This is a genomic window from Actinosynnema sp. NPDC050801 (assembly GCF_040673975.1).
GTDB lineage: Bacteria > Actinomycetota > Actinomycetes > Mycobacteriales > Pseudonocardiaceae > Actinosynnema.
The window spans coordinates 92,707-105,404 of record NZ_JBFAQZ010000018.1 but is presented as its reverse complement, the minus strand read 5'-3'; the positions used below and the strand labels follow the sequence as shown (position 1 = coordinate 105,404).

Annotated in this window: 15 protein-coding genes; 4 read left to right on the top strand and 11 right to left on the bottom strand. The window is 71.8% G+C overall.

Annotated features, from left to right (window positions below; all coding sequences use genetic code 11):
• Window positions 1-8: 8 nt before the first annotated feature.
• The 6 genes from AB0K14_RS31160 to AB0K14_RS31135 all read right to left on the bottom strand — a co-directional run bounded on the left by AB0K14_RS31160 (window position 9) and on the right by AB0K14_RS31135 (window position 4,704).
• Entirely contained in the window at window positions 9-824 is an 816-nt protein-coding gene (locus AB0K14_RS31160; RefSeq protein ID WP_360456765.1) for a TIGR04222 domain-containing membrane protein, read from the bottom strand.
• A complete protein-coding gene (locus AB0K14_RS31155; protein WP_360456762.1) occupies window positions 772-1,695 on the bottom strand; it encodes a TIGR04222 domain-containing membrane protein in 924 nt (307 codons plus the stop codon). The genes AB0K14_RS31160 and AB0K14_RS31155 overlap by 53 nt, the downstream gene beginning before the upstream one ends.
• Window positions 1,696-1,758: 63 nt before the next feature.
• Window positions 1,759-2,682 carry a TIGR04222 domain-containing membrane protein gene (locus AB0K14_RS31150; protein ID WP_360456759.1) on the bottom strand — a complete coding sequence of 308 codons (924 nt, stop codon included), beginning with the start codon at window positions 2,680-2,682 and terminating at the stop codon, window positions 1,759-1,761.
• Window positions 2,683-2,923: 241 nt separating this feature from the next.
• Window positions 2,924-3,361, bottom strand: a complete 438-nt coding sequence (msrB, locus tag AB0K14_RS31145; RefSeq protein WP_360456756.1) for a peptide-methionine (R)-S-oxide reductase MsrB — start codon at window positions 3,359-3,361, stop codon at window positions 2,924-2,926.
• A 44-nt stretch (window positions 3,362-3,405) separates the two neighbouring features.
• Entirely contained in the window at window positions 3,406-3,720 is a 315-nt protein-coding gene (locus AB0K14_RS31140) for a hypothetical protein (RefSeq protein WP_360456754.1), read from the bottom strand.
• Between the two features lie 39 nt (window positions 3,721-3,759).
• Window positions 3,760-4,704: an asparaginase gene (locus AB0K14_RS31135; RefSeq protein ID WP_360456751.1), complete on the bottom strand. Its 945-nt coding sequence runs from the start codon at window positions 4,702-4,704 to the stop codon at window positions 3,760-3,762.
• A gap of 72 nt (window positions 4,705-4,776) precedes the next feature.
• Between AB0K14_RS31135 and AB0K14_RS31130 the strand changes: the two genes are divergently transcribed.
• Window positions 4,777-5,421, top strand: a complete 645-nt coding sequence (locus AB0K14_RS31130) for a GntR family transcriptional regulator (protein WP_360456748.1) — start codon at window positions 4,777-4,779, stop codon at window positions 5,419-5,421.
• A 1-nt stretch (window position 5,422) separates the two neighbouring features.
• Here the strand turns inward: AB0K14_RS31130 and AB0K14_RS31125 are convergent, their stop codons facing one another.
• The 3 genes from AB0K14_RS31125 to AB0K14_RS31115 form a co-directional block, all read right to left on the bottom strand.
• Window positions 5,423-6,286, bottom strand: a complete 864-nt coding sequence (locus tag AB0K14_RS31125; protein ID WP_360456745.1) for an alpha/beta hydrolase — start codon at window positions 6,284-6,286, stop codon at window positions 5,423-5,425.
• Between the two features lie 76 nt (window positions 6,287-6,362).
• The gene (locus tag AB0K14_RS31120) at window positions 6,363-7,532 is read right to left on the bottom strand and encodes an acyl-CoA dehydrogenase family protein (RefSeq protein ID WP_360456742.1); all 1,170 of its coding nucleotides are present in this window, start codon (window positions 7,530-7,532) and stop codon (window positions 6,363-6,365) included.
• Window positions 7,533-7,544: 12 nt separating this feature from the next.
• The gene (locus AB0K14_RS31115) at window positions 7,545-8,696 is read right to left on the bottom strand and encodes an acyl-CoA dehydrogenase family protein (protein WP_360456739.1); all 1,152 of its coding nucleotides are present in this window, start codon (window positions 8,694-8,696) and stop codon (window positions 7,545-7,547) included.
• Between the two features lie 77 nt (window positions 8,697-8,773).
• Here AB0K14_RS31115 and AB0K14_RS31110 point away from each other — a divergent pair, with 77 nt between their 5' ends.
• A complete protein-coding gene (locus AB0K14_RS31110; RefSeq protein WP_360456736.1) occupies window positions 8,774-9,388 on the top strand; it encodes a TetR/AcrR family transcriptional regulator C-terminal domain-containing protein in 615 nt (204 codons plus the stop codon).
• A gap of 331 nt (window positions 9,389-9,719) precedes the next feature.
• Window positions 9,720-10,715, top strand: a complete 996-nt coding sequence (ligD, locus tag AB0K14_RS31105) for a non-homologous end-joining DNA ligase (RefSeq protein ID WP_360456733.1) — start codon at window positions 9,720-9,722, stop codon at window positions 10,713-10,715.
• Window positions 10,716-10,756: 41 nt separating this feature from the next.
• On the opposite strand, the gene AB0K14_RS31100 is transcribed toward ligD, so the two are convergent.
• Window positions 10,757-11,254 (bottom strand): GNAT family N-acetyltransferase, encoded by a 498-nt coding sequence (locus AB0K14_RS31100; protein ID WP_360456730.1) that lies wholly within the window; start codon window positions 11,252-11,254, stop codon window positions 10,757-10,759.
• A 307-nt stretch (window positions 11,255-11,561) separates the two neighbouring features.
• Between AB0K14_RS31100 and AB0K14_RS31095 the strand changes: the two genes are divergently transcribed.
• Window positions 11,562-11,744: a hypothetical protein gene (locus AB0K14_RS31095; RefSeq protein ID WP_360456727.1), complete on the top strand. Its 183-nt coding sequence runs from the start codon at window positions 11,562-11,564 to the stop codon at window positions 11,742-11,744.
• Window positions 11,745-11,774: 30 nt separating this feature from the next.
• Here the strand turns inward: AB0K14_RS31095 and AB0K14_RS31090 are convergent, their stop codons facing one another.
• Window positions 11,775-12,644, bottom strand: a complete 870-nt coding sequence (locus tag AB0K14_RS31090) for a hypothetical protein (protein ID WP_360456724.1) — start codon at window positions 12,642-12,644, stop codon at window positions 11,775-11,777.
• Window positions 12,645-12,698: the final 54 nt, after the last annotated feature.

Genomic DNA, 12,698 nt, shown 5'->3' with positions numbered 1-12,698 from the left:
GCCGGCGGTCAGTCGCCGCCGCCACCGCCGCCACAACTGCTACCACCACTGCACGACGAACCACCGCTGTCGGAACTACCGCTGCTGCTGCTGCTGCTGCAACTGCTGCTGGAGCAACTGCCGCACCCACCGCCCCCGGCGCCGTCCCCGCTGTTGCGCCTTCGCCGCCGCAACGTCGCCACCGCGGCCGGTTCGATGCCCAGAACCTGCCACACGTGGACGTTGCGCACGACCCTGCCCAGCAAACCGTTGTACGCGACCAGTGCGAGCCGGTTCGGCGACACGGCGACCTTCGCCAGCCGCTTCACCACGCGCCGCCCCGCACCGGTCAGCGGACGGCCCATCCGCTTGAGCACCACCGACCCCACCACCGCGAGCACCACCGAGAAGAAGGGCAACTCGAACGGCAGTTCCAGCGCGATCGACGCGATCACCGCGCCCACCGCCGCGGCGATCAGCAGGTGACGCGTTCGCCGCGCCACCTGTCGCCGCAGGGTCGGCGTGACCAGACCCCGGTCGACCAGGTGCCGCCCCAGCGACTGCGCCTCGGCGCTGCTCGCGGTCGCGCTGATCACGTCACCCAGTGGCAGCGGCAGCCGGCGCAGCACGTGCGCCTGCAGCGGGCTCCAGCCGTGACCCGGCCCTCCCACTCTGCTGACCAGGCCCTCGCGTGAGATCCGCACGGCGCCGGCCTCGACCAGCGACACCACCGCGACCTCGGCCGCCCGGCCCGGACCGCCGGCCAGGAAGGCCTGCTCCTCCAGCCCGGGTTCAGGCGTCGAACCCGCCGAACCCGCCGAAGTCGGCGTCCACTGAGTCGCCACCGTCATCACCCTCCAACCACTGCGCGGCCAACCACCCGCCCGCGAACCACCCGCCCGCCACCAGCCACCCGTTGCGGCGCTGCCAGCGTTGCGGTTCGACCACCACGGCACGCCTGCGCCGCGGCAACGGTGCCTGGGACGTTTCCGCAGGTGCGATCGGTTCCGCCCGCTCGCCGTCGAATACCGCCGTCTCCGCCCGTGCCGACCCCCTGCGCGGCACGGGCGGGACGGACGGGGCGGCGGTGCGGACCAAGCCGTACCGCGCGGTCACCTCGGCCGGGTCGACCGGGGCGAGGCCCGCCGTGGCCTCCTCGTACGCCCGCGCGCCCCTCCTGGTCAGGACGGGCGGCGGACCCAACAGCAGCAGGACCGCGAGCGCACCGGTGACCGACAGCGCGGTTGCCGTCACCCACCCGCCCGGACCCGTGAGAACCGCGACCACGGCGAGCGCCGCCGCCGGCACCACCGCCAGCAACGCCCGCACCAGCCGCCGTCGTGGCGACACCAGCAGACCACCCGCGACCAGGCGTTGCCCGATCTGCCGGGCCGGTCCGCTGGTGGCCGCGCCGACCACCAGCTCGTCCAGGTCGCACGGCCGCGTGAGCCGGGCGAGGACGACCGCCTGCAACGCGGTCGCCGGCTGCTCCTCGCCGGGCACCGCCGCGGCCACCGGACCGGACACCCTCGCCCGGTTCTCGGCCACCAGGCCGGCCAACGCCACCTCGACCGCCCGCACCGGGCCACCGCCGAGGTACCCGATCTCCTCGAACGACAGCGGCCGACCGGGCACGGCGCCGGCGACCCGCTTCACCCGCAGGCCCACCACCACCGCCACGACCAACGCCGGGCCGTACCACCACAGGAACGTCATGGCCGCCACCCTAGGAGCCGCCGGGCCGAACCCGGCCCCCGTCGCGGAAGCGTAAGGAGCCCGTCAGCCCCCGCCACCACCGCCGCCGCAACCCCCGCCGCCACCGCCACAGCTGCTGCCACTGCTGCCGGAGCAACTGCTGCCGCTGCTGCCGCACCCGACGCTGCCCGTCGTGCCGTACGCGGTGGCCGCGTAGGTCCCGCTCGCCGCGGTCCGGGAACGAGCGCGTGGACGCACCGCGGCGCGCAACGTGATGTTCGGGTGGCTGTTGAATCCGTCGAGAGCGACCATCACGACGGCGTCCGCCGCGTTGGTCACCGTCACTCCCCACCGCGAGGCGGACCGGCTCGCGCGAACCTTCGCCACCGCGTCCTTCCCCTTCGCGGTGGGCGTCACCTGGGCCGCCTGCACCAGCCCCCAGATCAGGATGCCGGTCAGCACGAGCTGCAACGTCAGGATCCACACCGGCGCGCTGATCAGCTGACCGTTGACCCAGCGCACGACACCGACGGCGAACAGCACCGCCATGGGCAGGACACCCGTCCGCAACCGGCGCTTCACCACGCTCCGCTCGACCAAGTAGCCCTGTTCTGCCAACCGGCGACCGACCTCGTGCGTCACGTCGAGCTCCGACACCGCTGTGATCAGCAGCGTCAGGGTCCGGTAGCGGTAGCGCTTCGCGTCCGCGAGCACCGCCCGGTCGACCGGGTGTTCGGCGACGGGTGTGCCGACGACGCGCACGGCGCCGTTGCGTGCGGGCACCAGGGCGCCCGAGTCGATGAGACCGGCGACGGACGTCTCGACCACCCGTCGAGGCCCGCCGGTCAGGTAAGCGATGTCCAGCAGCCCGAGCGCACCCGCGGGGGCGCCTCCCCGCGTCCCCCGCAGGCGCACTCGGATGAAGATCGCGAACGCCACCGACGCGGCCAGCGCGATCCAGTACAGCTCAAGGAATTCAGGGCCTGAAAGCCCCCACGGTCGCTCCACGGTCCACCCCCTGTGGGCCTCGGTGGAACCAGGTCCACCAGCCAGGAGGCAATCGTGTGCGCCAGGCCACACCCCGGCAAGAGTGCTTTAGCAAGCCTTGAGGTTGTGACCGGCTGACGTGCGCGTCACCTCAGGAAGAGGACGCGCCGTCCACGCCGCCGGAGCCTTCGCCGTCAGTGCCCTTGAAGATGCGCATGAGTCCTCCAGGTGTGGATGCGGTCGTCAATTCGGCGTAACGCCTTCAGTCTGCTCGACCCGGGGTGTCCTCGACCAGACGCAGGCTCACCGAGTTGATGCAGTAGCGCTGGTCCGTCGGGGTGTCGTAGCCCTCACCCTCGAAGACGTGCCCGAGGTGGCTGTGGCACGCGGCGCACAGCACCTCGGTGCGGACCATGCCGAGGGTGCGGTCCTCGCGGAGGATCACCGCGTCACCGGCCAGCGGCGAGAAGAACGACGGCCAGCCGCAGTGCGAGTCGAACTTCGTCGCGCTGCGGAACAGCTCGGCGCCGCACGCGCGGCACTCGTAGACGCCCTCGGACTTCGTGTCGGTGTACTCGCCGACCCACGCGGGTTCGGTGCCCGCGCCGCGCAGCACCGCGTACTCCGCGGGGGTCAGGATCTCCCGCCACTCCGACTCGGAGTGGACCACCTTCGGGGTGGCGCCGACGACAGGTTCCATACCTCCACGTTAGTCGAATCGGCGGAGGCGGGACCGGCGGCGGATCAGTCGAAGAACACCCAGACGAGGGTGCCGAGGTAGTACCAGACGCTGATGAGCACGCCCAGCAGGATGAGGCTCACCACGGCGACCGCGGTGAGCCGGCGCAGGCCGCCCGCCCGGTTGGCCGAGTCCGCGAACTGGCCGACGCCCGCGACCGTGCCCTCGATGGTGAAGCTCGGCGGCTGCTGCTGCATCCGGCCGAGGTGCTCGGCGAATGCCCTGGTCTCGGGGTCGTCGGGGTCGAGGCCGATCAGCTCGTCGTCGATGCCGCCCTGCGGGCGCTCGTCCGGTGCGTCTGCGGCTCTGGCGCTGGCCATGGAGTCCAGCGTATCGGGCGTTTCAATCCGCCGGGCGGTTCAGCTCACCAGGGCGGGTGACGGCCGGACCGCGCCGACCGGCCGGCCGTGGCCGAGCACGGGGAACGTGGCCAACTCCTCCGGCGCGACCACGCCGAGCCGGCGCAACGCGGCCACCACGACCACCGCCCTGGCGCGGCTGGAGCCGTCGGCGATCTTGCACGCCACGGCCTCGCCGGTCGGCAGGCCGATCGCGTAGACGCCTTCCGCGCCGTCCTTGGCCACCGCGCCCGGGATCGCCCGCATCAGCTTGGTGACGTCGCGGTCCGTGCCGCCGACCCACTCCGGATGCCGGCTCATCGCCTGCGCGATCCGCCGCCGCGGGCCGTCCACCGCACCGGCCAGCGAGCTGAACGCCCTGGCCAGGCCCGTCAGGCTGATGCCGAACAGCGGCGCGCCGCAGCCGTCCACGCCCTCGGCGCCGATGCGCTCGCCGGCCAGCTCCTCCAGGGTGTCGCGGATGGCGCGCTGGAGGGGGTGGGTCGGGTCGAGGTAGTCGTGGGTCGACCAGCCGTTGACGACGCAGGTCGCGAGCATGGCGGCGTGCTTGCCCGAGCAGTTCATGTACTTCGCGGCCTTGGGCCGGCCCGCCCGCAGGTGCGCCTTGAGGGCGTCCTCGCCGATGGGCAGGTCCGGGGTGCACTGCAGGGCCGTCTCGTCCATGCCGTGCGCGTGCAGGATGCGCTGGACGCCGTCGATGTGGAAGTCCTCGCCGGAGTGGCTGGCGCAGGCCAGGGCGAGCAGCTCGCCGTCCAGGTCGAGGCCGTGGCGGAGCATGGCCAGCGCCTGGACCGGCTTATTGGACGAGCGCGGGTACGTGGTGTCGTGCGGCCGGCCGACGGTGAGCACCTCCCGGCCCGTGCGGTCGAGGGCGATCACCGAACCGTGGTGCACGGATTCCAGGAACTCGCCACGCCAGACCTCGGCGACCAGTTCGTGCGCCATGCGTCCTCCAGTGATGCTCTGCCAACTGTCGACAGTTAACATCGTGGGATCCCCGCGCGCTAGGAGACGTTCGTGACACCGCCGCTGCACTTGAGCTTGGCCGGTCAGGCCGTGGACGTGCTCCGCGAACTGGTGCTGACGGGCGAGATCCCGCCCGGCACGCGGGTGAACGAGGTGGAGCTGGCCCAGCGGCTCGGCATCTCGCGCGGGCCGCTGCGCGAGGCGATCCGGCACCTGGCGTCGGAGGGGCTGCTGGTGCTCGCGCCGCACCGGGGCGCGTCCGTGCCGACCGCCGACGCCGCCGACGTGCAGGCCCTGTTCGAGCTGCGGACGGCGCTGGAGTGCGCGGCGACCGAGCTGGCCGCGTCACGGCGGAGCGACGCGGACGTGGTGCGGCTGCGCGCGGTGTGCGAGGAGTCGCGGCGGGCGTACTCGGCGGGCGAGCGCTTCCCGTACCGCCTGGACCTCGCCTTCCACCAGGCGTTGCTGGACGCGGCGCGCAGCCCGCGGATCGCCGAGCAGGTGCGGCTGGTGCAGCAACGGGTGGTGCTGCTGCGCAGCGCGCTGCGGGACGACCCGCCGCACCAGCACGCGTCGCTGGACGACCACGACGCCCTGGTCGCGGCCGTCGCCGCCGGCGACCCGTCCCGCGCGTCGGACGTGATGCGCAAGCACCTGGCCCGGGTCTGCGCCCAGATGCTCACCAGCCTCGGCTGAGTCAGTACGTGGCCAGGTGGTCGAGCAGGTGCAGCGTGGTCTGCTCCGCCGCCTCCTCCGGCACGAAGTGGCCCACGCCCGGCATCACCTCGAACCAGTACGGGCCGGTGGTCCACTGCGCCGCGCTCTGCGCCGTGTCCGGCGACACGACCTTGTCGTCCTCGCCCCACAGGTAGCGGGTGGGCACCGACACCGGGCGGTAGGTGTCGGTGAACCCGTTCGCCCGGTACCAGTTCAACGCCGCGGTCAACGCGCCCGGCTCGGTCAGCTTCCGCACGTACTGCGCCACCCGCTCCGGCGGGATCACGGCCGGCCAGCCGTCGCGCAGCCGGGCGCCGTTGTCGGCCAGCAGGGCGCGTTCGGCGACGCCCGGCTCGCGCAGGTGGTCCAGGTGCGACCACCTGCGCCGCTGGTCCGGGTCGGTGCGCAAGGCCTCGGCGAGGGCGCCGGGGTGCGGCGCGGACACGGCGGTCAGCGTGCGCACCCGCAGCGGGTACCTCGACGCCGCGATCCACGCCGTGATCGCGCCCCAGTCGTGCCCGACCAGGTCGAACCTCGTCCACCCCAGCGCGTCGGCGATGTCGACCACGTCCTGCACCACGTGGTCCAGCCCGTACGCGTCCACCTGCCGCGGGCGCACGCCCGGCGAGTAGCCGCGCAGGTCCGGCGCGACCGCCCGGTACCCGTGCGCCGCCAGCGCCCGCAGCTGGTGGCGCCACTCGATCCCGCACTCCGGCACGCCGTGCAGGAGCAGCACCTTGCGACCGGTCGTGGGACCGGTCGCGATGGCGTCGAACGTGCCCGCGGGGGTCGTGATGCGCTGACGCGTCAGATCGGATTCGAAGAGCACGGGTCGTGATCGCATGCACTCATCGTGCTGGCGTGATCGCGGTCAGTCCCTGGTGTGCGCTGCCCGAAGGCTGGTGGGGTCAGCCCTACCCTCAGCCGAGTGTCCCCGTCACCTTCGCGTGACCCTTGAGCAGGTTGCGGGCGATCGTGCGGCGCTGGATCTCGTCGGTGCCCTCGTAGATCCGCAGCAGCCGCAGTTCCCGGTACCAGCGCTCGATGGGCAGCTCGCGCGTGTAGCCCATGCCGCCGTGGATCTGCAGGACCCGGTCGACGATCTCGTTGGCCTTGATGCCGCCGTAGAGCTTCGCCATGCTCTGCGCCTGCCGCGAGTCGGCGCCCTGGTCGACCAACCACGCCGCGTGCAGCACGAGCCAGCGCAGCGCCTCGATCTCCATCGCCGAGTCCGCGATCATCCACTGGATGGCCTGGTACTCGGCGATCGGCTGACCGAACGTGACCCGGGTCTTGGCCTGCTCGATGGCCATCTCCACCAGCCGCTCGCACGAGCCGAGCGCCCGTGCGGGCAGCAGGTAGCGGCCCTGGCCGATCCACTGCATGGCCAGGGTGAAGCCGCGACCCACCTCGCCGAGCACGTTCTCCTCGGGCACGCGGACGTTGTCGAACACCAGCGCGGCCGGACCCCACTGGCCCATGGTCGGGATCGGCTCGGACTTCCAGCCCATGTCCCGGTCGACCAGGAAGCAGGTGACGCCGCCGTCCGCGCCCTTGTCCTTGTCCGTCACCGCGAACACCATCACGAAGTCCGCTTCGTTGCCCTGCGTGATGAACGTCTTCTCGCCGTTGATCACCCAGTCGCCGCCCTCCTTGCGGGCGGACGTGCGGATGGCCTTGGCGTCGGAACCCGCGCCGGGCTCGGTGATCGCGAAGCACGACACGCGCTCACCGGAGATCGTGGGCAGCAGGTAGCGCTGCTTCTGCTCCTCGTTGCCGTGGAACAGGATGTTGTCCGCGTAGCCGCCGAACCGGAACGGCACGAACGTGCGCCCGAGCTCGGCCTCCAGCAGCGCCGTCATCAGCGCGCCCAGGCCCATGCCGCCGTACTCCTGCGGCGTGAGCACGCCGAAGAAACCCGCCGCCTTGGCCTTGTCCTGGAGTTCCTTCAGCTCGTCCCGGGTCAGGCCGGGCTGCCCCAGGCGCTCGCGGCGCAGCACCTCCGGCTCCAGCGGCGCCACCTCCTTGCGCACGAAGGTCCGCACCCAGTCGCGGATCTCCTTCTGCTCCTCGTCAAGCGTGAAGTCCATGCCGTCCTCCCTCTACGCGAACGCGTTGACGCCGGTCAGCGCCCGGCCGATGAGCAATTTCTGGATCTGGCTGGTGCCCTCGTAGAGGGTCGTCACGCGGGTGTCCCGCAAGTACTTGCCGACCGGGTACTCGTCGACGTAGCCGTACCCGCCGAACACCTGGATGGCGTTGTTGGCCACGCGCACGGCGGCCTCGCTGGCGTACAGCTTCGCCATGGACGCCTCCGTGCCGAACGGCTCGCCGCGGTCGGCCAGGTCCGCGCACCGCCACGTGAGCAGGCGGGCCGCGTCGGTCTCCACGGCCATGTCGGCCAGCAGTTCCTGCACGAGCTGGAAGCCGGCGATGGGCTTGCCGAACTGCTCGCGCTGCTTGGCGTACCCGACGCTGGCCTCCAACGCGCCGCGGGCCGCGCCGACGCACCCGGCGGCGACGGACATCCGGCCCCGGTCCAGGGCGGCCATGGCGAGCCTGAAGCCCGCGCCCTCGTCACCGAGGCGGTCGGCGTCGGACACCCTGACCCCGTCGAGGGTGAGCTCGGCGGTGGCCTGGCCGCGCATGCCCAGCTTGCCGCGGATCTCGGTGGCGGTGAAGCCGGACGAGCCGGTCGGCACCAGGAACGCGGTGATGCCCTTCGGGCCGGGACCACCCGTCCGGGCGAAGATCAACGCCACGTCGGCCCACGTCCCGTTGGTGATGAACACCTTGCGACCGGTGATCAGCCAGTCGTCGCCGTCGCGGACCGCCCTGGTGGCCAGCGACGCGGCGTCGGAGCCGGTGCCGGGCTCGGTCAGGCCGAAGCAGCCCAGCTCGCGACCGGCGCACAGGCCCGGCAGCCACCGCTGCTTCTGCTGCTCGGTGCCGTGCTTGGCGATGGTCTTGCCGACCAGGCCGAGGGAGACGGAGATGATGCCGCGCACGGCCGAATCGCCCCGGGCGATCTCCTCCAGCACCAGGCAGTAGGCGAGGTTGTCGCCGCCCGAGCCGCCGAGCTCCTCGTCGATGCCCAGGCCGAGGAAGCCGACGTCGCCCAGGGCGGGCACGAGGTCGCGGTCGATGGCCTCGTCCCGGTCCCAGCGCGCCGCGTGGGGCACGATGCGCTCCTCGGTGAACCGGTGTGCCAGCTCCTTGAGCTGCCGGTGTTCGTCGGAGATGCGCAGATCCACCGGGGTGACCTCCTAACCGAACGGTGTTAGGTTATCTAACCTAGGCGTGGAATCCACCACAGGCAAGGGGAGCGGACATGCCGAGGAGCCCGATCCTGAGTGCCTCGCGCATCCGGACCGCCGCACTGCACATCATCGACCGGGACGGCCTGGACGGCTTGTCGATGCGCAAACTGGCCTCTGAGCTGGGCGTTCAGGCGGCGTCGCTGTACGGGCACGTGAGCACGAAGGACGACCTGCTGCACGAGGTCGCGGCGCAGATCCTGGAACAGGTCGACGTCTCCGGGTTCGAGGGCGGCGACTGGCGGTACGGCCTGCTCAGCTGCGCCCGTTCGTACCGGGCGGCCTTGGCCGCGCACCCCAACATCGTGCCGTTCCTGGCCTACGGGCCGGCGCACCGCGAGGCGTCGCTGCGCCGGTTGGACGTGGTTCACGGCGGCCTGGTCGCGGGGGGCTGGTCGCGGCGCGAGGCCACGATGATCGCCGCGTCGTTGCTGTACCTGGTGTTCGGCGCGGCGCTGAGCTCGTTCTCCAGCGGGTTCTCCGAGGACCAGACGTTCTACCGGGACCGCTACCCGAACCTGGACAAGGCCCACCTGCTGCCGTCCGTGGCGCGCGAGCTCGACCACGACAGCTTCGAGCTGGCGCTGGAGGCGTTCGTGACCGGGCTGGCGGCGCGGGTGCGCAGCTGAGCCTTCGGGTTCATGTGGCGGTCCTCGAGACCGGTGTCCCGGGAGCTGATCTCGATCAGGCCGGCGCCCGGGACCGTCCCCGTGCAGCGCTCCGCCTCGCCCACCGCGCCGGGGTCGTCGTGGTCGGTGTGGGCTGGTCGTCCGAGCACGCGGTGGTCGACGCGAGGAGCAGCAGGACCAGCGCGGCGCGGCGACCGACGTGCGGCTCGTGGTTCGGCCTCGTTCCGTTCGCGGTGGTCGTCCGGGTGGCCGGCGACGGTAGCCGCGGCCGGCCGGGCGCCGCCGGTGTTTTGCCGCGCTTGGGCCTGCCGGGCGCGTTAGGCTCGCCCGTGTGGCGTCCCCGGCTGTGGAACTGAACGTTGGCGAGCGCGTGGTGCGGGTGTCCAACCCGGGCAAGGTCTACTTCCCGGAGCGCGGCATCACCAAGATCCAGGTGGTCGAGTACTACCTGGCCGTCGCCGAGCCGCTGCTGCGCGTGCTGCGGGACCGGCCGACCACGTTGAAGCGGTACGTCGACGGGGTGACCGGGGAGGCGTTCTACCAGAAGCGGCTGCCCAAGGGCGCGCCCGAGTGGGTCGAGACGGCGCGCATCAAGTTCCCGTCCGGGCGGCCCGCGGACGAGGTGTGCCCGACGGAGCCCGCGGTGCTGGCGTGGGCGGCGAACCTGGGCACGTTCGACTTCCACCCGTGGCCCGTGCGGCGGTCGGACACCGATCGGCCGGACGAGCTGCGCGTCGACCTCGACCCGCAGCCGGGCACGGACTTCCGGGACGCGGTCGAGGTGGCGATGGTGCTGCGGGAGGTGCTGGACGAGCTGGGATTCACCGGGTACCCCAAGACGTCCGGTGGTCGCGGCATCCACGTGGCCGTGCGGATCCGGCCGGAGTGGGACTTCGTGGACGTGCGGCACGCCGTGATCGCGCTGGCCCGCGAGGTGGAGCGCCGCGCACCGGACCGGGCGACCACGTCGTGGTGGAAGGAGGAGCGCGGGGAACGCGTGTTCCTGGACTTCAACCAGGCCGCGCGGGACCGCACCATCGCGTCCGCCTGGTCGGTCCGGGGCACCCCGCGCGCGACCGTGTCGACACCGGTGACCTGGGACCACCTGTCCACTGTGGACCCGGACGACTTCGACGTGCTCACCGTGCCGAAGTACCTGGCGGACCACGGCGATCCACACGCCTCCCTGGACGACCGGGCGTTCGGCATCGAAACCCTCCTGGAGTGGTACGAGGCCGACGACCGGGGCGAAATGCCGTACCCGCCGGACTACCCGAAGATGCCCGGCGAACCACCTCGCGTGCAGCCGTCTCGCAAGCGGAACTAGGGCGCGTCACGACAGTGGATCAAGGCCGTGGACGTGGCCCGTCACACGGCACGCTCCATGCACACCAGTTGATCCCGTTCCTCCCACGATTCGACGACGGTGAAACCGAGCCGCTCGTACAGGGCGATGGCGCCTGTCCGCCACTTCCACACCGACAGCCCCACCGTGCCGACGCCGCACTCCGCGGAATGCGCGAGCGCGGCGCCGACCAGGCCGGACGCGATGCCCCGGCCCCGGAATGCCGGGTCCGTCCAGAGCCTCTTGACCTCCGACCGGCCGTCGACGGGGGCGGTCACCACCAAGCAGCCCGCGGCTGTGTCGCCGCTCAGCGCCACCAGCACGACATCGTCGGCGAACGCGGCCCGCGGGTCCGAGACCTCTGCCCGGTAGCGGTCCGGCAACCCGTCCACATCGGCGACCGCCTCGCCCTTCTCCTCCTCCGTCCGCAGGTGGTAGGCCGCCAGCAACTCGGCCAACCGATCCGCGGAAGGACCCTGATCCGGCCAGCGGACGATGACAACCTCGGGTTGAACGGTCATCGCGCCAGCATCACACGACCCGTACCGGACACCGAACGGGCCCCTTGATCCACTGTCGCGACACGCCCAGTGGTGCGTCATCGCCGGATCTCGGACAGCAGCACGCCACCCGTCCGAGTGGTGTTCGTCGGTCTGCGGCTGGCCCAAGGGGCGGACGCGGGGGTGCGGGGAACGACGGTGTCGTCGCGAACCCGCAGTTCCAGCTTCCCGACGGTGGTGGCGTCGCCGCCTCCCGGTGAGGCCGGCGGTCCTCGCGTCCCCGGACGGGGCATCGCTCGGGCCGGCACGCGGGAGCATGGTGAGGCGCGTGAAAGCTCGCCGTCTCGAAGTGCTGTTGCCCGCCGATGTGTCCGCCCACGACTACGCGGCCGTCTCCCATGCCATCTGGGCGGTGCTCAACGCCGCCGGGTTGGACGAGGACGGCGCGCTGCGGGCCGACGAGGAGCTCAACGAGGACGACGCCGACACGTGGTCCGCGGACGACCGGTAATCACCCGCCCGCAGAGAGAACGGCCGTCGGTCACCTCAGGTCGAGGCGCATCCCGAACGACCGGTCCGCCCCCACGTCCTGGGCCTGGAGTTGCACGATCGCGCGGTTCCCGGTCGACGACGACGTCGTCAAGGTGTAGTTGTCGCCCCTGTGCAAGCCGATCACGTCGCACCGGACGTCGAACCCGGCGGGGAAGGCAACTCGGTAGCTGACGTAGGCCAGCGGGTTTCCCACGCGCATCACGAACTCGTCCGGTTCACCGAACCGCATGAGGGGAGCGGCTTTCTGCGGCCACACCACGTCCAGGCGCAAGCGCACCTCGTCCCCTTTCTTGAGCAGCGTGGACCGGAGGTGGACGAGGATCTCCAGTCGGCCGTCCGGCAGCCAGTTCGAGGTGCGCTCGTAACGCGTTCCGCCGGTGCCGTCGACCTCGATGCTGCTCACGCTGACCCGCACCTTCCGGCGTGAACTCATCGGCTGGTCCCACTTCGACCCGAGCCGCACCCGGAAGAATCGCAACTCGTCCCGCTGGGCCATCGCGTGCACGACGATGGAGGCGGTGACGTCACCGTTCTTCGCGACGTCGACGTCCTCTTCCCAGCGGTCGATGCGCCACAGCGGGTGGATCTCCTCGTAGATGAGGTCGCAGTAGTAGGTGAGCAGGCCTTCGCGGCGCTCGACCTTCCGGCGCAGCACCGCCTGGCCGCGGGCCAGCAGGATCAGGCTGCCCAGCACGTAGAGGGCGGCGATGGTCAGCCCGGCGGCTTTCACCGCCACGGACCCGAAGGCGGCACTGAGGACGCTGCCGAACGCCAGGATGCCCAGCCCCGCCTTGAGCAGGCCGTGGAACCCCCGGTCCGCCAGGTAGTCGTCCAAGAAGGCCACGAACCCGTCGAGCATGCCGACCCCTCTCCGCCCGAGGAGGCACGCGGTGCGACTACTTGTCGCCGCTCT